21 protein-coding genes are annotated in these 21,349 nt (G+C 69.3%); 17 read left to right on the forward strand and 4 right to left on the reverse strand.

Going from position 1 to position 21,349, the window contains the following annotated elements:
* Positions 1-209 precede the first annotated feature (209 nt).
* The 3 genes from LQZ85_RS14815 (at position 210) to LQZ85_RS14825 (ending at position 1,952) form a co-directional block, all read left to right on the forward strand.
* Complete coding sequence (locus tag LQZ85_RS14815) at positions 210-398, forward strand: hypothetical protein (protein ID WP_230101101.1); 189 nt, start codon at positions 210-212, stop codon at positions 396-398.
* On the forward strand, positions 389-1,147 hold the full coding sequence (locus LQZ85_RS14820) for a DMT family transporter (RefSeq protein WP_230101102.1): 759 nt from the start codon (positions 389-391) through the stop codon (positions 1,145-1,147). Before LQZ85_RS14815 ends, LQZ85_RS14820 begins: the two co-directional genes overlap by 10 nt.
* Positions 1,148-1,211: 64 nt before the next feature.
* Positions 1,212-1,952 carry a Pr6Pr family membrane protein gene (locus LQZ85_RS14825; protein WP_056275876.1) on the forward strand — a complete coding sequence of 247 codons (741 nt, stop codon included), beginning with the start codon at positions 1,212-1,214 and terminating at the stop codon, positions 1,950-1,952.
* 44 nt (positions 1,953-1,996) lie between these two features.
* On the opposite strand, the gene LQZ85_RS14830 is transcribed toward LQZ85_RS14825, so the two are convergent.
* Positions 1,997-2,713 carry a hypothetical protein gene (locus tag LQZ85_RS14830; RefSeq protein ID WP_056275873.1) on the reverse strand — a complete coding sequence of 239 codons (717 nt, stop codon included), beginning with the start codon at positions 2,711-2,713 and terminating at the stop codon, positions 1,997-1,999.
* Positions 2,714-2,807: 94 nt separating this feature from the next.
* Here LQZ85_RS14830 and LQZ85_RS14835 point away from each other — a divergent pair, with 94 nt between their 5' ends.
* From LQZ85_RS14835 to LQZ85_RS14870, 8 genes are all read left to right on the forward strand, one after another.
* Positions 2,808-3,959 (forward strand): AAA family ATPase, encoded by a 1,152-nt coding sequence (locus tag LQZ85_RS14835; protein ID WP_230101103.1) that lies wholly within the window; start codon positions 2,808-2,810, stop codon positions 3,957-3,959.
* A 6-nt stretch (positions 3,960-3,965) separates the two neighbouring features.
* Positions 3,966-4,853 (forward strand): DUF58 domain-containing protein, encoded by an 888-nt coding sequence (locus tag LQZ85_RS14840; RefSeq protein ID WP_053098331.1) that lies wholly within the window; start codon positions 3,966-3,968, stop codon positions 4,851-4,853.
* Positions 4,840-5,331 (forward strand): hypothetical protein, encoded by a 492-nt coding sequence (locus LQZ85_RS14845; RefSeq protein ID WP_053098330.1) that lies wholly within the window; start codon positions 4,840-4,842, stop codon positions 5,329-5,331. Before LQZ85_RS14840 ends, LQZ85_RS14845 begins: the two co-directional genes overlap by 14 nt.
* Complete coding sequence (locus LQZ85_RS14850; RefSeq protein WP_056275870.1) at positions 5,322-6,308, forward strand: VWA domain-containing protein; 987 nt, start codon at positions 5,322-5,324, stop codon at positions 6,306-6,308. Before LQZ85_RS14845 ends, LQZ85_RS14850 begins: the two co-directional genes overlap by 10 nt.
* Positions 6,290-7,327 carry a VWA domain-containing protein gene (locus LQZ85_RS14855; RefSeq protein ID WP_230101104.1) on the forward strand — a complete coding sequence of 346 codons (1,038 nt, stop codon included), beginning with the start codon at positions 6,290-6,292 and terminating at the stop codon, positions 7,325-7,327. The genes LQZ85_RS14850 and LQZ85_RS14855 overlap by 19 nt, the downstream gene beginning before the upstream one ends.
* A gap of 339 nt (positions 7,328-7,666) precedes the next feature.
* On the forward strand, positions 7,667-8,107 hold the full coding sequence (locus LQZ85_RS14860) for a hypothetical protein (RefSeq protein WP_230101105.1): 441 nt from the start codon (positions 7,667-7,669) through the stop codon (positions 8,105-8,107).
* Entirely contained in the window at positions 8,101-9,222 is a 1,122-nt protein-coding gene (locus LQZ85_RS14865; protein WP_056275862.1) for a hypothetical protein, read from the forward strand. The genes LQZ85_RS14860 and LQZ85_RS14865 overlap by 7 nt, the downstream gene beginning before the upstream one ends.
* 52 nt (positions 9,223-9,274) lie before the next feature.
* Entirely contained in the window at positions 9,275-9,913 is a 639-nt protein-coding gene (locus LQZ85_RS14870; RefSeq protein WP_056275859.1) for a hypothetical protein, read from the forward strand.
* 28 nt (positions 9,914-9,941) lie between these two features.
* On the opposite strand, the gene LQZ85_RS14875 is transcribed toward LQZ85_RS14870, so the two are convergent.
* From LQZ85_RS14875 to LQZ85_RS14885, 3 genes are all read right to left on the reverse strand, one after another.
* Positions 9,942-10,649, reverse strand: a complete 708-nt coding sequence (locus tag LQZ85_RS14875) for a hypothetical protein (RefSeq protein WP_056275856.1) — start codon at positions 10,647-10,649, stop codon at positions 9,942-9,944.
* Between the two features lie 89 nt (positions 10,650-10,738).
* Positions 10,739-11,530 carry an NAD(P)H-dependent oxidoreductase gene (locus tag LQZ85_RS14880; protein ID WP_230101106.1) on the reverse strand — a complete coding sequence of 264 codons (792 nt, stop codon included), beginning with the start codon at positions 11,528-11,530 and terminating at the stop codon, positions 10,739-10,741.
* Positions 11,531-11,543: 13 nt separating this feature from the next.
* Positions 11,544-12,926: an MFS transporter gene (locus LQZ85_RS14885; RefSeq protein WP_056275850.1), complete on the reverse strand. Its 1,383-nt coding sequence runs from the start codon at positions 12,924-12,926 to the stop codon at positions 11,544-11,546.
* Between the two features lie 98 nt (positions 12,927-13,024).
* Here LQZ85_RS14885 and LQZ85_RS14890 point away from each other — a divergent pair, with 98 nt between their 5' ends.
* From LQZ85_RS14890 to LQZ85_RS14915, 6 genes are all read left to right on the forward strand, one after another.
* Positions 13,025-13,429, forward strand: a complete 405-nt coding sequence (locus LQZ85_RS14890) for a helix-turn-helix domain-containing protein (RefSeq protein ID WP_053098322.1) — start codon at positions 13,025-13,027, stop codon at positions 13,427-13,429.
* Positions 13,430-13,479: 50 nt separating this feature from the next.
* Entirely contained in the window at positions 13,480-14,913 is a 1,434-nt protein-coding gene (gene argG / locus LQZ85_RS14895; RefSeq protein ID WP_056275848.1) for an argininosuccinate synthase, read from the forward strand.
* Positions 14,914-15,146: 233 nt separating this feature from the next.
* On the forward strand, positions 15,147-15,770 hold the full coding sequence (locus tag LQZ85_RS14900; protein ID WP_053098320.1) for a TetR/AcrR family transcriptional regulator: 624 nt from the start codon (positions 15,147-15,149) through the stop codon (positions 15,768-15,770).
* Positions 15,767-16,687, forward strand: a complete 921-nt coding sequence (locus tag LQZ85_RS14905; protein WP_230101107.1) for a hypothetical protein — start codon at positions 15,767-15,769, stop codon at positions 16,685-16,687. Before LQZ85_RS14900 ends, LQZ85_RS14905 begins: the two co-directional genes overlap by 4 nt.
* Positions 16,684-18,561 (forward strand): YhgE/Pip domain-containing protein, encoded by a 1,878-nt coding sequence (locus LQZ85_RS14910; protein ID WP_056275845.1) that lies wholly within the window; start codon positions 16,684-16,686, stop codon positions 18,559-18,561. Before LQZ85_RS14905 ends, LQZ85_RS14910 begins: the two co-directional genes overlap by 4 nt.
* Positions 18,562-18,694: 133 nt before the next feature.
* The gene (locus tag LQZ85_RS14915; RefSeq protein ID WP_230101108.1) at positions 18,695-21,349 is read left to right on the forward strand and encodes a penicillin acylase family protein; all 2,655 of its coding nucleotides are present in this window, start codon (positions 18,695-18,697) and stop codon (positions 21,347-21,349) included.

Raw genomic sequence — 21,349 nt, forward strand, 5'->3', positions numbered from 1 at the left:
GGTATCCCCCTTGCTTTCGCCGGGTTTGCACCGGCTGATGAGCTGGCCCTCTTCGGGCGGCTCCATCCTATCGAAGGTCGTTCGCCGACCCTCAGGGCTGTGGGCGGCGGACGCTCTCGAACGGACTGCAGCAACCCGTGGCGGAAAACGAGCGGATGCTGTCGCTCGGGCGCATCGCCGATGTCGGTGGCCGGTGCCAGGATCGAAGGATGCCGAAGACCGGTCGCGTGCGTCGCGACGACAGCCTGAACCCCGCGAAGCCCCGCACACAGGGTCCGCTCGTGCTTGTCGCCGCACTGGTGACGGTGGTGCTGTGGGCCTCGGCGTTCATCGGCATCCGCGGGGCGCCGGTCCGCACTTCGACCCGGGCGCGCTGGCGCTGCTGCGCATGGCTGTAGGAAGCGCCGTGCTCGCGATCGTCGCGGTGCGCCACGGCATCCGTCTTCCCGACCGGAGGCACTGGTGGCTCGTCGCGGTCTGGGGCGTCGGGTGGTTCTGCGTCTACAACCTGGCCCTCAATGCCGCCGAGCGCACGCTCGATGCCGGCACGGCCGCGATGGTGGTCAACCTCGCGCCGCTCATGGTGGTGGTCTTCAGCGGGCTCTTCCTGCGTGAGGGCTTTCCGAAGCCGCTGATCATCGGCGCGCCGATCGCCTTCCTCGGTGTCGTCCTGATCGGCATGAACTCGTCGACGAGCGAGGGTCCCGACATCACCGGGCTGCTGCTCGCGCTGCTCGCGGCCGTGATGTACGCGGGATGCACTCTGCTGCAGAAGCATCTGCTCAGCGCGGGGTCCGACGCGACCACGCTGACGTTCCTCGGCGCGGTGGCCGGCACGGTCGCGCTGCTCCCGTGGGCAGGCAGCCTGGTCGGAGCACTGCAGACGGCCCCGCTCGGCTCGACGCTGTGGGTGGTGTATCTCGGCATCTTCCCGACGGCGGTCGCGTTCACCACCTGGGCGTACGTCCTGCAGCGCAGCACGGCCGGCCAGACGTCGGCGACGACCTATGTCGTGCCCGCGATCGCGATCCTCATGTCGTGGACGATCCTCGGTGAGGTGCCGACCCCGCTCATGTTCGTCGGCGGTGCACTGTGCCTGCTCGGGGTGCTCGTGACACGGATGAAGTGGGGGCGTCGCGCCGCGTGACGTGACGGCATCGAGGTCTAGCGTCAACCGGCATACTGACCGATAAAGTGTGCGCGGAGGCGAAATGACGACCTGGTGGCCCTACGCCCGACTGGCAGCAGCAGCGCTCGGACTCGCGGCGATCATCGCCCAGCTCGCACGCAGCGTCGAGAACGCTCTCGCGGCCACCACCGAGTGGGGCCAGCACCTGCCGACGGTCGCGGCGAACTTCCTCAGCTTCTTCACGATCCTGTCGAACCTGCTCGCGGCCATCGTGCTGATCGTCGCCGCGGTCTGGGCGCTGCGCCACCGTCACGACGAGGAGCGGGAGCCCGGCTGGCTCGCTGTCCTCCTCGTCTGCGTCAGCACGTACATGATCGTCACGGGCATCGTCTACAACACCCTGCTCCGCGGCGTCGAATTGCCCCAGGGCGTCACGGTCCCCTGGTCGAACGAGGTGCTGCACGTCGTCTTCCCGTTGTTCCTGCTGGTCGACCTGCTGTTCGCTCCGCGGCGGCGCGCGCTGCGCTGGCGTACCGTGGCGATAGCGACGATCTTCCCCATCGTGTGGGTCGTCTACACGATGATCCGGGCGAATCTCATCGTCGCCCCCGCCACCGGCGAGGCCTGGTGGTATCCGTACCCGTTCCTCAACCCCCACATCGTGCCGGGCGGCTATCTCGGGGTCGCCGGCTACATCGTCGGCATCGCCATCGCCATCATCGGCGTGGCCTGCGTGGTCATCTGGGTGGGCCGCAAGCGCGGCGCCCCTCAGGACGTCGCCGACACGACGCACGTCGAGGAGTCCCCGCGCGCCCGAGGATGATGCGGCGAGAAGCCTACCCCGAGGCGGAGCGGCTCACGCTGCGGCTATCGGGTTCCGCCCTCGGGCCTGAACGTCGCGAGCACCGGATCGCTCACGTGCTGAGGAGTCGTGGCCAGGGCCTCGCGCGGATCGAGGAGGCGAGTCGGAACACGGTCACCGCGAAGCTCCTCCCGCGTCGATGGTTCGAGTACATAGAGACGAAGGGCGAGCCAGAGCAGTGTCCCATCCAGCCCCAGCGCTGCCGGGTCGATGTCGATCGCACCGCGCCTGCGTGAGAAAGGATGACGCCACCGTTCCCGATAGCTCTGGGCGTCAGGACGAACACCCACCTTCAGAACCATCGAGTTGTTCATGCCGACGCCGAGGTCGATGCTCTGGATGTCGTCCCAGTGCACTTCGGCATCCAGGTGGAAGGTCGCGGATCCGAGTCCGCGGGGATGCAGGAACAGTCGCCGAGGCTGCCGCAGTGAGATCAGGTGACTGACGACAGGACCGAGCAGCAGCACCGCGAACAGTGCCCAGACGATGCGCCACACACCGCTGACGGTCGCCGCCACGACCGCGAAGGTCGACGCCGCGGCGAGCGCCGCGACCAGCGTCATCGCGGGCACGAGCTTCGATCCGGGGAGGAGGATCCCCCCGATCGAGTTCTCAGCTAAGCACGCGTCCGTCGCTCCGCCGATATACGCGTCGAGCCGGATCAGATCCCATGATGTCGAGTCAAGGATGCCGTCCCCCTGCGTGCCCCGCCGCCGCGCCATCCGCGCCGGGGCCGGAGCCGCGCCGGCCGATGCGGTTACGCTGGTCGACGGGGGGTCGTCGACGCGTCCCCCGTGGGAACGAGGAGACACACCGATGAACGAGCCCTACGCGCCCGGCCCCTCCGCAGGTTCGACGCCGCCGCCTCCGCCTGCGCCCTCCGCCCAGGCCGCCGCGCCGGCTCCTCCCGCTCCCGCGACCCGCGCCGAATCGTCGGCCCCCGCGGCCCCCGCGGCCTCCCCGTCGGCGAGCAGGAAGTCCGAAGCGCCGACGGACGCCGAGCTCCAGCGCGCGAGCGCCGTGCTGAAGACCGTGTCCGACGCATACTCGGCCAAGATGGTCGGCCAGGAGCGTCTGCGCATGAGCCTGCTGATCTCGCTGATCGCGGGCGGGCACATCCTGCTCGAGAGCGTTCCGGGTCTGGCGAAGACCACCGCGGCCAGCACCCTCGCCGACACCGTGAGGGCGCAGTTCAAGCGCATCCAGTGCACCCCCGACCTGCTGCCCAGCGACATCACGGGCAACCAGATCTACGACGCGGCGACCGGGTCGTTCCGCACCGTGCTCGGACCGGTGCACGCGAACTTCGTGCTGCTCGACGAGATCAACCGCTCGAGCGCCAAGACCCAGAGCGCCATGCTCGAGGCCATGCAAGAGCACCAGACCACGATCGGCGGCGAGGTCCACCACCTGCCCAAGCCGTTCCTGGTGATCGCGACGCAGAACCCGATCGAGCAGGAGGGCACCTACGAGCTGCCCGAGGCGCAGATGGACCGCTTCCTGCTCAAGGAGATCGTCGAGTACCCGAGTCCCGCCGAGGAGTTCGAGATCCTCGGCCGCATCGACTCGGGAGTGCTCGATCCCGACCGTCACGTCTCGAGCGCCATCAGCCTCGACGACGTGCACATGCTGCAGGACGTCGCGAGCCGCATCTACGTCGACCCCGCGATCCGCAACTACATCGTCTCGATCGCCTACGTCACGCGGAACCCCGCCCCGTACATCGGCGAGGAGCGCGCGCGCTTCATCAAGTACGGCGCGAGCCCGCGTGCGAGCATCGCGTTCCTCCAGGCGTCGCGGGCGCTGGCGCTGCTCAACGGCCGCAGCCACGTGATCCCCGAGGACATCCGCTCGCTGCGCCACCTCGTGCTGCGTCACCGCGTGCTGCTGACGTTCGAGGCCGACGCCGAGGGCATCCGCAGCGAGGAGATCATCGACCAGATCTTCGCGTCCGTCCCCACGCCCTGACCCGCCATGGCCAGCCTGATCGCCCAGGTGAAGAGCAAGCTCTTCATCCACTCGTCGCGCAAGTCGCTGCACGCGCTCGACGGCGCCTACGCGTCGCTGCTGCACGGCCGCAGCCTCGACTTCGAGGACCTGCGCAAGTACGAGTACGGCGATCAGGTGCGCGACATCGACTGGCGCGCGACGGCTCGACTGGGCACTCCTCTGGTCAAGCGGCACCGTGCGATGCGGATGCACACGGTCCTCTTCGTGGTCGACACCGGCCGCTCGATGGGCGCGCTCGCGCACGACGAGAAGTCGAAGAAGGACCTCGCGATCCTCGCCACCGGCGTGCTCGGCGTGCTGGCGCTGCGGCACGGCGACGACTTCTCACTGGTCTACGGCGACTCCGACCGCATCCGCCGCCGCGCGCCGGGCCGCAGCGAGGGCGCACTGGAACACGCGCTGCGCACGATCGACCGGTCGATCGACACGAGCAGGGCAGCGAGCGACCGCGACGCGCTGCTGTCGTACGTCACGCGCACGATCTCTCGCCGCATGATCGTCGTCGTCATCACCGACGAGGCTCCGGTCACGACGGAGACCGAACGGATGCTGCGCCGACTGCGCGTGCAGCACGACGTCCTGTGGCTGACCGTGAGCGACGCCGATCCGGTGCTCGACCACGCGACGGCCACCATCCGCAGCGATGTCGACAGCATGTGGGAGGTGCCGGACTTCGTGCAGGGCGACCCCGACATCATCCGCGAGCTCGCCGCGCAGACCGAGGCCGACGCGGCGCGTCTTGCTGAGCTGCTCAAGCGCATGGAGATCAGCCACAGCGTGCTGGCGGGTCAGGACGACGCCGTCTCGCAGCTGCTCCAGCTGCTGAATCGGAGGTCGAATGCCCGACTCTGATGAGCTGTACCCGCCTTTCCAATACGGCTGGGGCTGGATCCTGGTCGCATTCGGCATCCTCCTGCTGCTGATCGCGGCAGCATGGGTGGTCGTGGCGCTCACCAGGCCGCGACGTGACCTCACGCTGTCGCGCGACGCCCAGGGACCGACCCTGCTCACCACCGACGTGCTGTCGCAGCTGCGGGTCGAGTACTTCGACCGGATCCAGCGCATCGAAGACGACTACCGCGCCCGCACCCTGTCCGCCCGCAACGCGAACCTCGAGCTCAGCCGCGTCGTGCGCACCTTCGTGAACGAGTACAGCGGACTCGAGGCACCGGTGCTCGCGCTCGACGACCTCGTCTCTCGAGGGGTCCATCCCGCGCTCGTCGACGCCATGGGTCGCCACTACTACCCCAGCATCTTCCGGCCCGGTCCCGCGATCGACCCGATCGCCGGCGCCGAGGCGGCCCGAACGGTGGTGCGCACATGGCACTAGCGAACGGGTGGCTCATCCTCGTCGCCGTGGCCGTCGTGGTCATCGCGATAGCGCTCGGAATCGTCATCGGGCTGCGCAGCGGTGTGAAGACCGAGGCCCACGAGCGCGCCCGCGTCGCCCGAGCCGAGCGCCTGCGCGCGCTGCCGACTTTCCGCCAGGCGTTGAACCGCCGCGTGCTCGCACTGTCGAGCATCCTGCTCATCGGCGTGATCGCGACCCTCGCGGCCGGGGTCGTCTCGGCCCGGCCGATGGCGTCGCAGACCATCCAGCCCGTCAATACGAGCCGCGACATCATGCTCTGCCTCGACGTCTCGGGGTCGATGAGCGAGGTCGACGTCGAGGTGCTCACGGTCTTCGAGGAGCTGCTCGAGGACTTCGAGGGCGAACGCATCGGCCTCACGATCTTCAACAGCTCGCCCGTGCAGATCTTCCCCCTGACCGATGACTACGAGTTCATCCGCAGCCACCTACAGAGCATCCGCGAGAGCTTCGAGTTCACCGAATCGGTCCCCGAGCACTGGGTGGGCACGCTCAACGGCAACGGTGCCTCGCTGATCGGCGACGGCCTCGCGGCATGCGCGATGGCGTTCGACCACCCCGACGACGAGCGGTCGCGCTCGATCATCTTCGCGACCGACAACGAGGTCAACGGCGCCTCGATCGTGACGCTCGACGAGGCCGCCGCGTATGCCGCATCGAACGGCGTGCGCGTCTTCGCACTCAACCCGGTGCAGGGCAAGGACGCCGACGTCAGCGCCGAGCTCACGAAGGCCGCCGAGGCCACGGGCGGACAGGCGTACGGCCTGCGGGACACCACCACCGTGAGCGACATCGTCACGCAGGTGCAGGAGCAGGAGGCGTCCGCGCTGAAGGGTCAGGCGCAGGTCGTCTGGACAGACGCGCCGAACCTCTGGATCGTCGTGCTGATGATCTCGATGCTCTCGTTCATCGTCGTGCTGTGGAGGGTGAGACTGTGATCTTCCAGCCCGTGCTGAACGTCTTCCTCCTCGCTCTGCTCTGCGCGCCGGTGGCCGCCCTCGCCGTGATGGCGCTGATCAGGGCGACCGGCCGCGGACGGGCGCTCTGGGCCATGCGGCTCGTCATGCTGCTCGCCTGCTTCGTCATGCTCCTGCGCCCGGGGATCCCCGGCGGTGCCACCGAGACCCTCGCGACCGACACCGACATCGTGCTCGTCGTCGACACCACCGCGAGCATCGTCGCCGAGGACTGGGACGGCGACAAGCCTCGCCTCGACGGCGTCCGCGCCGACGTGCAGGCGATCGTCGACGAGTACCCCGGTGCGCGGTTCGCGCTGATCACGTTCGACGCCACGGCCGATCTCCGCATGCCGCTCACCACCGACACCACCGCGCTCGTCTCGTCGCTCGAGGTGCTGCGCCCCGAGGTGACGAGCCAGTCGCGCGGCAGCTCCATCGGCATCGCGAACCAGCTGCTCTCGGACACCCTGTCGAACGCGGCCGAGTCGTCGCCCGATCGCTCGCGCATGGTGTTCTACTTCGGAGACGGCGAGCAGACGGTCTCGTCGGCCCCCGAGCCGTTCGACGGGAGCGCCGAGCTCACCGACGCCGGCGCCGTGCTCGGGTACGGCACCGCGGAGGGCGGACCGATGAAGCTCACCACGGGCGGCGTGGACGGTTCGTCGAGCGAATACATCGAGTACGAGGGTGCGAACGCGCTGTCGGTGATCGACGAGGGGAACCTCGAGGCGATCGCCTCGGATCTCGGAGTCGAGTACCAGCACCGCACCGCGGATGCCGCACTCACCCTGCCCGAGGCGCCCTCGACCACCACCACCTACGCGGAGTCCGGCACCGTGGGCAACGTGACCGAGCTCTACTGGGTCGCCGCCCTCGTGATCGTGGCGCTGCTCGGCGTGGAGCTCACGAGGGCGAGCATGCTCGTGGCCCGACTGCGTCTGCTGCGAGCGCCGTCGACATCGCCGCGACGCCGGACGACCGACGGAGGTGCCGCATGACGGATCTGTCTGCACGCGCCGGCGGGACGCCGTCCGACAGCCCTGAGGACCTGAGGGCGTCGGCCGCCGCCGCGCTGCTGGCATCGAATCGTCGCCGTCGCCGCATCCGCCGGTGGATCGCGATCGGCACGCTTCCGCTGACGCTGGCCGCACTGCTGTTCGTCGGCAAGATCCTCAGCATGTACGCATTCGCGCACCAGTCGATCACCGCGTACGTGGCCGATGACTATGCCGGATCAGAGGCGTCGGCCCGCGGGCAGGAGTTCCTCAACTGGTTCGAGCCCTTCAAGGCGCCGTTCAACGTCGGCACCGCGCTGGCGGGCGCCGAGAAGCTGCCGGATGCTCGGGCGAAGCTCGAGGAATCACTCGACCTCGCGACCGGCCTCGAGGTGTGCACGGTGCGCATCAACCTCGCTCTCGTCCTCGAGCGCATGGGCGACGCCGCCCGCGCCGAGGGCGACGGCGGGGGCCGCGGAGTTCTACGGCGAGGCGCTCACCATCACGACCGAGATGCCCGAGGAGTGCAACAGCGACGAGGCGCAGGAGCAGTCGTCCGACCCCGACCGAGACATGCAGCAGAGCAGGGAAGACCTCGAGGACCGCCTCAAGCAGAAGCAGCAAAACGAGCAGCCGCCGCCGGAGGAGGAGCAGGAGCAGGAGCCGCAGCCCTCCGACGAGAAGCTCGAAGAGCTCGAGGACAAGCTCGAGCAGGGCACGCAGGAGCGCGATCAGCAGCAGGGCGACGATGGCGGAGGCTCGGGAACGGACAAGCCATGGTGATGGATCACGAGAAGCAGCGGGCCCGCTACGTCGCCGGCACGGAGGGTGCGCCGCCCGTGCCGCCGCCCGGTGGCTATCGCAACGCCCGCCGCCAGGCCGGGCCGGTCGTGCAGCATCCCGGCGCTCCGGCGATGTCGGGCACGGCGACCGCAGCCGACGTCGCCTCCGCGGAGAAGAAGCCGGCGAACGCACTCGGCTGGATCGCACTGATCGCCGGCATCCTGTTCGCCCTGATCCTCCTCATCATGCTCGCGATCGGAGCGACCGACGCGGTCTACGGCGTGACGATGCTGACGCTGCAGCTCGTCGTCGTCGCCGTCGTGATCGGCGCGCTGTTCACCGCCCGAGGACGCACGCTGGCCGCCGTAGCCCTCGCTGTCACGCTGATCTTCAACGTCGCCACCGTGGGCGGCATCGGTGCACTGCAGACGTCGGCCTCGGGCAGCTACGACGGCATGAAGACCGACGAGCAGAAGCACGAAGAGGCCTACCCGGGCATCAAGGGCACCGACCCGCAGGACGCTCTCACCCAGCAGTCGCTCGAAGAGGTGAAGGCCGAGGCGGACAGCCTGTTCGCCGACATCCGCGAGCGCATCACCGCCGAGTACGGATACGACTGGGTGCAGGTCGGCGACGAGGATCTGCGTCCGGAGCGCAACGGCTACGGCGGCGAATCGATGCTCATCGAGTACACCTCCGCCGGCTGGGCCACCACCGAGCCGATCCAGGACTACAGCCTCAAGCTCGAGGTCATGTCGACGATCGACTCGGTCGTCGCCGAGCACGGTCTGCCCTCGCTGTACTCGTTCAACGGGGAGTACTCGGGGATCGACCCGTCGATGATCGCGAAGCTCTACGGCAGCGAAGACCCGCGCGAGCAGCACACGTGGGAGTACTACACCGAGAACTACCCCGATCCGATGAGGTTCTACGCGAACATCTTCGATCTCTCGAACGACCCGTCGGGCGACTTCCTGACGACGCGCGAGGCGCAGAACGCCCGCACCGGCGAACCCCTCGAGGGGCTGCAGATGGTGGTCATCGCGAGCGCCGTGCTCAGCGATGCAGACCGAGCCGAGTTCGAGCAGAAGCTGCAGGAGTACCCCGGGTTCTGAGCCCTGGCGAGTCTGCCATCCCCGACCGGCCGCGGATCGGTAGAGTGCGGTGATGAAGTCGGAGGATCGCGCCACGTGGACCATCACGACGCATGACTGGGCGCGAGATGTCGACGTCGATCACCTGCACGGCATCCGCGACGAACGAGCCATGTACGAACCCGGCGGACGCCGCCATCAGATCCTCGAAGTCCTCGCGTACGCGGACGACGAGGCCGCTGGGCTCGGGCGAATCGGCCATGTCGTCGTGAGCATCTCTCGCGACGGCTCGGTGTCGGTCGCCGACGATGGCCGCGGCACCGACACGCGGACCGACGGCGGGGGTGACATCGTGCGGAAGCCCGTCATGGCCACCCGGGATGTCCGCTTCTTCGAATCTGCCTCGGCACCGCTTCTGCCGGATGGTCTGCCGCGCCGCGGAATGTCGACAGTCTCGGCACTCAGCTCTGTCCTCGCCCACGAGAACCGGCGGGCTGACGGGCGGTGGGTGCAGGAATACCACCACGGAGTCCCGTCGACGGACCTGCGCATCCTGGCCGATCCGGCAGAAGTCTCACCCGGCGCCGGCGCGGGGACCGGGACCGGGACGACGGTGACGTTTCGCTCCGAGCTCGGCGACCCGACGGACCTCAGCGACACGGATCTCGCCGCGTTCCGTTGGGTGAGCATCCGGGTCGTCCGCGAGGGCTGACCTATCGGGCGGGCTCATCGCGGTGATGCTAGCTCGCGAGCGAGAGCCCCGCGGCGAGCGCGAAGCCCAGCACGGTCGCGAGCCCGGTCACCTGCTTGGCCTTCTGCTGCGCGTCGGGCACCATCGAGTCGACGAGCATCACGAGCAGCGCGCCTGCCGCGAAGCCGCTCGCGCCGGCCCGGAAGTCGTCGCCGGTGCTGCTCGCCACCGCGAATCCGGCGACGGTCGCCAGCGCGCAGATGACCGAGATGCCGGCCCACAGCAGCAGCACGCGCGACTTCGCCATGCCGCCCTTCAGCAGGTCGGCGGCCGAGCCGATCGACTCGGGCAGGTTCGAGACCACGATCGCCACGACGAGCGCGATGCTCACCGGTTCTCCGGAGGCCAGTCCGATTCCCAGCACGAGCTGCTCGGGGATGCCGTCGAGCAGTGCTCCGAGCGCGAGCGGGACGCCCGCTCCCCGTTCCTGGGACTTCGCGGCTCGCGCATCGAGGATCCGGTCGGCGATGAAGTACGCGAGCGCGCCAGCGACCACGCCGACGATGAGAGGGATGGGGCCTGCGAGGTCCAGCCCCTCCTCCCACAGCTCGAAGGCGATGGAGGCCATCAGGGCACCGGCTCCGAAGCCGAGCACGATGCCCAGCCAGCGCGGCGGCCAGGTGCGCAGGAGAGCGAGAACAGCGCCGATGATGAGGGGCGACGCCGCGACGACGCCCCACAGGATCGCTCCACCCATGCCGTCCTCCTTCACGGACACTCTGCCACCGTCGGGGCCGATCGTGCAGAAGCGGAGAGCTACGCCCGCGCGCGTCGGGCCGCGTCGCCTCAGTCGACCGCGACGCGATGGATGCCGAGGTCGGTGCGCCCGGGAAGCAGGTCCGATCGCAGCGCCCGGGTGCCGTGGTAGTCGCCATCGCGCAGCCGACGGTACGGGCGGCTCGGAGATTCGAACGCCACTCCGGAGAGCCTCTCGATCAGCCGTGCGCTCTCGAGATCGACGCGCTCCGCGTCCAACCCGTCAGCGTCGTGGACGACGTGCAGGTCGAGCGGCTCGATGCCCGTGTACCAGAGGGTGCCGTGGGTCAGCGGGAACAGCAGCGAGTCCAGATCCCCGCTGATGCCCCGTTCTCCGATCGAGCGCTCGTCCTCCCCTGCCGTCACGATCACGAGAGCTCGGCGCCCGGCGAGCGGGCCCTCTCCGTATCGCAGCGGCAGACCGGTCTCGGCATCCGCGGGGCCGTAGGCGAAGCCGTTGGTGAGCACCCGGTCGAGCCAGCCTTTGAGGATCGCCGGCGGTCCGTACCACCACAGCGGGAACTGGAGCACGACGAGGTCGGCGGCCGCGAGCTTGCGCTGCTCCTCGGTGACGTCCGGCGGCAGCTGGCCCGTGGCGTACGCCTCGCCCATCAGGTCGACGACGCTGCCCTCACGCCCTCGGGGCTCGCCCAGATCCGGCGCTGCGAGAACCGGATCGAAGCCCTGAGAGTACAGGTCGGTGATCTCGACATCGTGGTCGCGCGCGAGGGCGTCGACCCCATCTCGGAACAGTCGCGCGTTGAACGAGCTCGATCGGGGGTGGGCATAGATCCAGTGGACGGTCGGGCGCGATGCTGACACGGGTGTCCTTCCTTCAGCGGGCATCGATGGCCGGGTTCTCGGCAGCGCTCACCGGCGAGCGTCTCCACAGCGGCAGGAGCGCGGCGGCGACGACCCCGACGGTCGCGACCAGCAGGGCGACGAGGAAGCCGCGAGAGCCGACGATCGACGCGATCGTGCCGAGCACCGCGATGCCGAGACCGCCGCCGAGGGCGAACCCGACCTCCTGGATCGCCCCCACCTGACCGGCGTCGTCCTCCGTCGTGACGTCGAAGAGCGTGGTGGCGGCGAGCGTCGCCGCGACTCCGAACCCCGCGCCGACGAGCACCAGAGGGATCACGACCAGCTCGACGCCCGTCGACAGCCACGCGAGTCCCGCCCCCTGCACCACCAGGGCGAGCACGGTGAGCGTCGGCGAGGTCAACCACCGCAGGAACAGGGGTGCGAGCACCCCGCCGAGGGCGATCGCCACCGCCTGCGGGAGGATCGCGATACCGGCTTCGGCCGCGCTGAAGCCCCGCGCATCCTGCAGGTGGAGGCTCACCAGGAGCACGGATGCCGTCGACACCCCGCTGCTCGCCACGATGCGCACGATCGCAGGGCTGAAGCCGGGCACGCCGAACAGCCGCATGTCGATGAGAGGCTGGGCGAGGGCACGCTGGCGGCGGATGAAGAAGACGAGCGTCACGACGGCGATGACACCCGCGATGCCGGCGGCGAGGGGAGCGGCGAGCACCTCGTGCAGGGCGAAGACGAGAGACCCGAGCGCGACGATCGACGACACGATGCTGAGGATGTCCCACGACGGGCGACGGGAGCTGCGCGAATCCGGCACGAGCCAGATCGCGAGCACCCCGGCGACGACGGCGAGCGGCACGCTTCCGAGCAGCAGCCAGCGCCACCCCGGCCCCTCGGTCACCAGCCCGCCGAGCACGGGTCCGAGCGCGCTGCCGGCACCGAACGTCGCGGTCCACAGCCCGTAGGCGAGCACGCGCTGCCGTGCGTGATAGTGCGCCCCGATCGTCGCGACGACGCCCGCCACGACGAACGCCTCGGCGACGCCGAGGAGCGCCCGGACGACGATGAGCAGCATCCCGTCCTGAGCGAATCCGCCGACGAGGTTGAGCACCGCGAAGCCGGCGAGACCCGCGAGCACGATCCGCTTGCGACCGAACGCGTCTCCGATCCTGGCCGCGATGATCAGGGTCGCCGCCAGCGACAGCGCGTACACGTCGACGAGCCACAGCGCTCCACTGTCGGACAGGACGAGATCGCCGCGGATCGCGGGCAGCGCGGTCGACATGCTGCTGATCGCGAGAGCCCCGATCAGGATGCCGAGAAGCAGCGGGATCATGGCGAGCCACGGATGCAGGGTCGTGCGCGGTCGAGCGGATGCCGTGGGAATCGGGAAGGTCACCGCATCAGTCTCCCGGTCTGAGTACACTTCAGACAAGTACTGTCATTCCGGGTAGATAGTGACCGAATGGATACCATGACGACCAGGAGGCGGAGCCGATGAGGGAGAAGACCGAGCGGATCGTCCGGGAGTGGGGCGACGCGTGCGACGCGGAGATCTCGATCGCCGTCCTCGGCGGGGCCTGGAAGCCCAGCATCCTCAGCCTCCTCGATGAGCATGAGGTGCTGCGTTTCGGCGAACTCAGCCGGCTTCTCGACGAGCCCACAGCCCGCGTGCTCACCCGTCAGCTGCGCGAGCTGGAGGATGACGGCCTGATCCTCCGCACGGTCTACCGGCAGGTGCCTCCCAAAGTCGAATACCGCCTCAGCGACCTCGGGCGCGGATCGATGCCGCTCGTCGAGGCGCTCACGAGCTGGGGTGCCGGCTACGCCGCGCATCAGCGACGCGAGCTTGCGCGGCTCGACTCCGAGCCCGAGGCGCTCGACGCCGTCGTCGCCCGCTGACGGCCGACGCCGTCCGAAACAGCCGACACGCCGCCGATAGACTGGGAAGCATGTCCAAGGTCCTCCAGTCACTTCCCGTCGGCGAGCGCGTCGGCATCGCCTTCTCCGGAGGACTCGACACCTCCGTCGCCGTCGCGTGGATGCGCGACAAGGGCGCCGTCCCCTACACGTACACCGGTGATCTCGGTCAGTACGACGAAGACGACATCGAGTCGATCCCCGGCCGTGCCCTCGAGTACGGCGCCGAGGCCTCGCGCCTGGTCGACTGCAAGACCGCGCTGGTCGAAGAGGGCCTGGTGGCGCTCGCCTGCGGCGCCTTCCACATCCGCTCCGGCGGCCGCACCTACTTCAACACCACTCCCCTCGGCCGCGCCGTCACCGGCACGCTGCTGGTGCGCGCCATGAAGGAGGACGGCGTCGACATCTGGGGCGACGGCTCGACCTACAAGGGCAACGACATCGAGCGGTTCTACCGCTACGGCCTGCTCGCCAACCCGCGTCTGCGCGTGTACAAGCCGTGGCTGGATGCCGACTTCGTCACCGAGCTCGGCGGCCGCAAGGAGATGAGCGAGTGGCTCGTCGCCCACGACTTCCCCTACCGCGACTCGGTCGAGAAGGCGTACTCGACCGACGCCAACATCTGGGGCGCCACGCATGAGGCGAAGACGCTCGAGCATCTCGACGTCTCGCTCGAGACCGTCGACCCCATCATGGGCGTGAAGTTCTGGGACCCCTCGGTCGCGATCGAGACCGAGGACGTCTCCGTCACGTTCGAGGCCGGCCGCCCCGTCGCACTCAACGGCGTCGAGTACACCGACCCGGTGGCCCTGGTGCAGGAGGCCAACACGATCGGCGGACGCCACGGCCTCGGCATGAGCGACCAGATCGAGAACCGCATCATCGAGGCGAAGTCGCGCGGCATCTACGAGGCCCCGGCCATGGCGCTGCTCTTCATCGCCTACGAGCGCCTCGTCAACGGCATCCTGAACGAGGACACCCTCGCGACCTACCACGAGCAGGGTCGCCGCCTCGGTCGACTGATGTACGAGGGCCGCTGGCTCGAGCCGCAGTCGCTCATGCTGCGCGAGTCCATCCAGCGCTGGGTCGGCCTCACGATCTCGGGCACCGTGACGATCCGCCTGCGCCGCGGTGACGACTGGACGATCCTCGACACCACCTCGCCGAACCTGTCGTACGGCCCCGAGAAGCTCTCGATGGAGCGCGTCGGCGACGCCGCCTTCGGCCCGGTCGACCGCATCGGCCAGCTCACGATGCGCAACCTCGACATCGCCGACTCGCGCGCACGCCTCGAGCAGTACGCAGGCCTCGGCCTCGTGGGCGGCGCGACGGGCGAGCTCGTCGGTCGCGTCACCGCCGGCGAGTCCGGCGAGATCACGGGTTCCGTCGAAGAGGTCGACGAGAACTTCGCCGACGCGGTCGACACCGCATCCGAGGGCGCTGCCTTCGACTCCGGCACCGACTGACGTCAAGGGTTCTGCAGAAGGGGGCGGATGCTGCGGCATCCGCCCCCTTTTCTGTCTGTGCCCGCCGCTCGCCGTTCACGATTCAGCATGAGCGCCGGGATTCGGGTCCGCATGGTGCTGATTGCGGCTTTAAGCGCCCATCCGTGCTGAGTTGTGAACGGCCCACCGTTCAGACCCTGTGAGTCCCCCGAGTTATCTTGCACACGGCTGTGCACAATACGTAGAATAGGGGCATGACAACCCGTGCTCCCCGCCGCGACTCCGTCGAGAACCGCGCCGGAATCCTCGATGCGGCCCGCGCGACCCTCGCCACCGACCCGCGGGCGTCCATCGACGTCATCGCCCGCAGCGCCGGCCTGTCGCGCCGCACCCTCTACGGCCACTTCGACGACCGAGAGGCTCTGATCCGCGAGCTGATCTCGGTCGGAGCGCAGCGCTTCAACGCGATCGCCGAATCCGTCACCGACGCCGACTCACGCATCGCGCTGGCCCGCCTCGCCGCACGACTCTGGCAGGAGGCCGCGCACGTTCAGGTCGCAGCCGCGCTCGCCCTCGACGAAGCCCACGTGCAGCACACCGCAGACGCCCTGGCCCCGCTGCGCCGCACCGTCGCCGCCCTCGCGCGTCGCGGGCAGGAAGACGGCAGCTTCCGCACAGACCTCTCTGCCCCGACCCTCGCCCGCCTCATCGAAGAGGTCGCCCGCACGGTCGTCTCGCGCACCGACGCATCGAGCACCGGGGCAGCCGATCTCGCTGTTCGCACTCTGCTCAGCATCGCCGGACTCTCGTGGCGCGAGGCCGACGAACTGTTGAGCGCGCACCCGGACATCGTCGAATCACAGGAGGTCAGCGCATGAGGGTCACCCTGCACGACGTGAGCAAGGGACGCGGTGGTCAGGCGCTGCCGACGACGAGCCTCGAGTTCCACAGCGGAGCGGTGCGCTTCGCACTCGCCGAGACCGAGCAGCGCCCGACGGTGCTGGGCCTCATCGCCAGCGGTCGGATGCGGCCGGACACCGGGCGCGTGACGATCGACGGCGACGCGGACAACCGCGCGCTGCGCCGCACGATCGCGCTCGTCGACGCCCCCGACGTGAGCGATCCCCACGCCGACATCCCCCTCGCGGGCGTCGTCGGCGAAGAGCTCATGTTCGCCGGCGTCGGCGCCACCCCTCTGCACGCACGGCGCTGGCTGAATCAACTCGGCTTCGGAGAGCTCGCCGGCGTGGCGATCGGCAACGTCGATCCCGCCGCACGGGTGCGCATCCTCTGCGAACTCGCGATCCTCCGCACGGGCACCGAAGGAATCGTGCTCGTCTCGCCCGACCGTCACGGCGGCAGCCCGGACGGCTGGTGGCGGATCGCGTCGGAGTTCGCCGACCGCGGGTACGCGATGCTCGTCGTCATCGGCGGATCCGCTGCGGTCGCCCTCGAGCGCATGCACGAACTCGAGGCGATCAACGCGTCCGGACCGGTCGAGCCGCTCGTCCTCGACCTGCCCGGCGGCTCTGATCCCGAGCCCGAGCCAGACTCCGAGGCCGAGCCCGAGCCCGAGCCAGCGCCCGAACCGGATCCCGAGCCCGACCCTGAGCCAGAGCCGGCGCCCGAACCGGATCCTGAGCCAGAGCCCGAGGCGGAAGACCCGGACGAGCGCCCCGCGACACCGCATGCCGACGCCGAGCACGCGGATGCTCTCGGCTCTCCCCCGGCCGACGACGAAGACCCAGCCGCAGAACCCGAGCCGAACACGACAGAGAACGGAGGCGAGCGATGAAGGTTCCCGCCATGATCGCCGCCGAGCTGCGGCGCCTCACCGCGAGCAGGATGGGCGTGATCGCCCTGATCGCACTGGTCTGCGTGCCCATCCTCTACGGCGGCCTGTACCTCTGGGCCAACCAGGACCCGTACGCGAAGTTCCCGGAGGTCCCGGTCGCGCTGGTCGTCGATGACAGTGGAGCCCCCGAGCCCACCACGGGAACGGATGCCGCCACCGGCGAGACCGTGAACTACGGCGAGGACGTCGCCGACAACCTCATCGACGGCAACGCCTTCGACTGGCAGCGGATGTCGGCCGACGAGGCCGCCGACGCATTGCGGGAGGGAACGGTCGACTTCACCGTCACGATCCCCGCCGACTTCTCGTCGGCCTTGACCTCGGCCGCGGGTGACGACCCCCACCAGGCGCGCATCGAGCTCGAGACCAACGACGCGAACAACTACCTCGCGTCGTCGATGGGCACGCAGGCGGTGGAGAAGATCCGCAGCTCGGTCGCCGAGATGGTGGGCAGCGAGGCCGCAGAGCGCCTGCTCACCGGCCTCAGCGAGGTGCGCGACAACCTCGTGACCGCGGTCGACGGAGCGACCCAGCTCGCCGACGGCGCCGACACCGCCGCCACCGGCAGTGCGACGCTCGCAGACGGAACCTCTCAGCTCGCCGCGGGCACGTCGCAGCTCGCGGGCGGCGCGTCCGAGCTCGCCGGTGGTGCGGCGACGCTGGCGTCGGGGGCTCAGCAGGTCAGTGACGGCAACCGGCAGCTGGCCGACGTCGCGGACCGGGCCGGATCGGCTGTGCAGCAGGCGACGGATGCTCTGCCCCAGGCGCGCGAGGACATCGCCACCGTGCTCACGGATCAGGGCCTGACGCCGGAGCAGATCGATCGGGTCCTCACGACACTCGATCCCCTCGCGACACGACTCCAGGAGGGCAACTCGACCGTGCAGAACGCGGTCGACAAGGTCGACCAGCTCGCCGCAGGAGCGGACTCGGTGGCATCCGGCGCCTCGCAGCTCGCCGGCGGCGCGCAGACCCTGGCCAGCGGCGCGCAGACCGTCGCCACCGGCGCGGCGGCCGCGAACGACGGCGCGGCCCAACTGCGCGATGGGCTCGGCACCCTCGCGTCAGGCACGGCCGAGTTGCGCGACGGGCTCTCGGACGGTGTGCAGCAGATCCCCGTCTCGACGCCGGAGCTCCGCACGCTGCAGGCCGACACGATCGCCGACCCGGTCAAGGTCTCGAGCGACAAGGTCGCCTCCGCCGAGGACTACGGCGCCGGTCTCGCACCGTTCTTCGCCGCACTGTCGGCCTGGATCGGCATCTACGCCCTGTTCCTCATCGTGAAGCCGATCTCCCGCCGCGCGGTCACGGCGCTGCACTCTCCGATCCGAGTGACGCTCGCCGGGTGGCTCACCCCGGCGATGCTCGGCGCGGTGCAGATGCTGGGGCTCATGGGCATCCTGGCGATCACCCTGGGCTTCACGTTCAACAACCCCGTCGGCACCTTGGGCGTGATGATCTTCGCGTCGGCGACCTTCGCGGCGATCATCCTCGCCCTCAACGTCTGGCTCGGTTCCGTGGGGCAGTTCCTGGGACTCGTGCTCATGGTTCTGCAGCTCGTCACCGCGGGCGGCACGTTCCCCTGGCAGACCCTCCCCGCCCCGCTGGCCGCACTCCACCACGTGCTGCCGCTCGGCTACGTCGTCGACGCCATGCGGCAACTGATGTACGGCGGCAACCTCGGCCGGGCGGGCTGGGATCTGGTGGTGCTGGGCATCTGGCTGGTCGGCGCGCTGCTGCTCGCCGCCATCGGAGTGACGCGCATGACGCACCGGCGCACGCTGCGCGACCTGCAGCCGAGCCTGATCGGCTGACGCCGCGGGCGGGGGCGAGAACACCCCCGCCCGCGAATGCTTTATGGGTAGTATTCCGGAAGCGTCTGTTGAGACGCGCTCTGGGACTCTCTGGGACTGAGTTCCGCCATGCCACCCGAAAGAGTTCTCGAAGATGACAACCCATTCGACCGAGATCGTCGACCCGTCGCGCCCTTCCCTGGGTGCTCGCATCGGCCGCATCGTGTTCCTCGTCGTCGCTGCGATCGTGGTGGTCGCCGTCGCCGGTGCCTTCTTCGTGACCTGGACCATCCAGCGCTCGTTCCCGCAGACCGACGGCACCCTGTCGCTCGACGGGCTGCAGGCCGAGGTCACGGTGCAGCGCGACGCCAGCGGCATCCCGACCATCACCGCCGACTCATCGCACGATCTCTTCTACGCCCAGGGCTTCGTGCACGCGCAGGACCGTTTCTTCGAGATGGACTTCCGCCGGCACGTCACGGCGGGACGCGTGGCCGAGATGTTCGGCGAATCGCAGGCCGGGACCGATGCCTTCCTCCGCACGCTCGGCTGGCGCAAGGTCGCCGAGGCCGAGGTCGAGGCGATGGACGACGTCACCCGCGACTACTACGAGGCCTACGCCGACGGCGTCAACGCCTACCTCTCCTCCCGCTCGGGCGCCGAGCTCTCGCTCGAATATGCCGTTCTCGGAATACAGAACCCGGAGTACGCGCCGGAGCCCTGGGAAGCCGCCGATTCGGTGGCGTGGCTCAAGGCGATGGCCTGGGATCTCCGCGGCAACGTCGAAGACGAGGTCGAGCGCTCGCTCCTGGCCGCCCAGCTGGCGGAGACCTCCGACGCCGCCGGGATCACCACGACGCTCGACGAGCTGTACCCGCCGTATCCGTTCGAGGATCACCCCGTCATCGTCCCCGAGATCTCGACCGCCCCGATCACCGAGGCCGGTGCCGAGCCCGCCGCGCTCACGACCGATGGGAACGACGGCGAGATGCAGCAGGCGGCGACGACGATCCAGTGGCAGGAGGCGTCGGACGTGATCGAGGCGGCAAGCCTGCTCGTCGGCGATGTCGGCGAGGGGATCGGATCGAACTCGTGGGTCGTGTCCGGGGACCTCACCGACACCGGCATGCCGCTGCTCGCCAACGACCCGCACCTGGGCGCATCACTCCCCTCGGTCTGGTATCAGGTGCAGCTCCGGTGCAGCGAGGTCACCGACGACTGCCCGTTCGACATGGGCGGTTTCTCGTTCTCGGGTCTCCCCGGCATCGTGATCGGCCACAACCAGCAGGTCGCCTGGGGCTTCACCAACCTGACCACCGACGTCACCGACCTCTACGTCGAGCGGATCGAGGGCGACCAGTACTGGCGCGACGGCGCGCTGGTGCCGATCGACGAGACCACCGAGACGATCGCGGTGGCCGGGGGCGACGACATCGAGCTCACGATCCGGTCGACCGTGCACGGACCGATCATCTCGGGTCTCACCGACGACTTCACCGCGATCGCCGACGACCCTGAGCCGGGCCTCGCTGCCGGCGGCGCGACAGGTCCGGCGCCCACCGGCACCGCGCCGGAGGGAGCCGAGTACGCGGTCAGCCTGCGCTGGACGGCGCTCGACCCCGGCACGGCCGCGACCGCGATCTTCGCTCTGTCGACCGCCCAGGACTTCGAGGAGTTCCGCGCGGCGGCCGCGCTGTTCGATGTGCCGGCACAGAACCTCATCTATGCGGACGTCGAAGGCAACATCGGCTATCAGACCCCCGGACGCCTCCCCGTGCGCGGGGCCGGCGACGGATGGATGCCGCAGCCCGGCTGGGACAGCAGCTACGACTGGACCGGATTCATCCCGTTCGACGAACTGCCGGTGTCATACAACCCGGCATCCGGGTACATCGTGACCGCGAACAACGCGATCGTCACCGACGACTACCCCTACTTCCTCTCACGGGACTGGGACTACGGCTATCGGGCCGATCGCATCGCGCACCTGATCGAGCGACGCGCCGCCGCCGCACCGCTCACCGCCCAGGACATGCGGGAGATCCAGATGGACAGCGAGATGTGGATCGGCAAGCGACTGGCAACGGAGATCGAGGATGTGGAGGTGACGGGTGCGGGGACTGCAGATGCCGTGGCGCTGCTGCGCTCGTGGGACGCACAGAACGACGCGGGTTCGGCCGCGGCCGCCTACGCGAACGTCCTCTGGTCGAACCTCGTGCAGAACCTGTTCGCCGAACGCGACCAGCCCCTGCCGATCGACGGCCAGGGTCGACTCTTCACCGTCGTCGCGGACCTTCTCGACGACCCATCCGACCCGCTCTGGACCAACCCGAGCATCGATGTCGCGGGCATGGACGAGATGCTCGCCCTGTCGGCCGAGGAGGCGTACGACGAGCTCTCGGCGGTTCAGGGCGACGTCGTCACCGCATGGAGGTGGGGCGACCTGCACGCGATCACCCTCACGAGCGACACCCTCGGGTCCTCCGGCATCGCCCCGATCGAAGCCCTCTTCAACCGCGGCCCCTACGCCGTCAGCGGCGGCGCGTCCGTGGTCAACGCCACCGGCTGGGAGCTCGGCACGTCGTACGCCACGACCACCGTGCCGTCGATGCGGATGGTCGTCGACCTCTCCGATCTCGACGCCTCGACCTGGATCCACCTCACCGGCGCATCCGGACACGCGTTCGACGAGCACTACGTCGATCAGACGTCCGACTGGGCGGCGGGGATTCAGCGGCCGTGGGCGTTCACCGACGGGGCGGTCGATGCGGCGACGCGTCACACTCTGGTGCTGGCGCCGGCCGGTTAG

This window comes from Microbacterium sp. Bi98, assembly GCF_918698045.1.
In the GTDB taxonomy this organism is placed as follows: domain Bacteria; phylum Actinomycetota; class Actinomycetes; order Actinomycetales; family Microbacteriaceae; genus Microbacterium.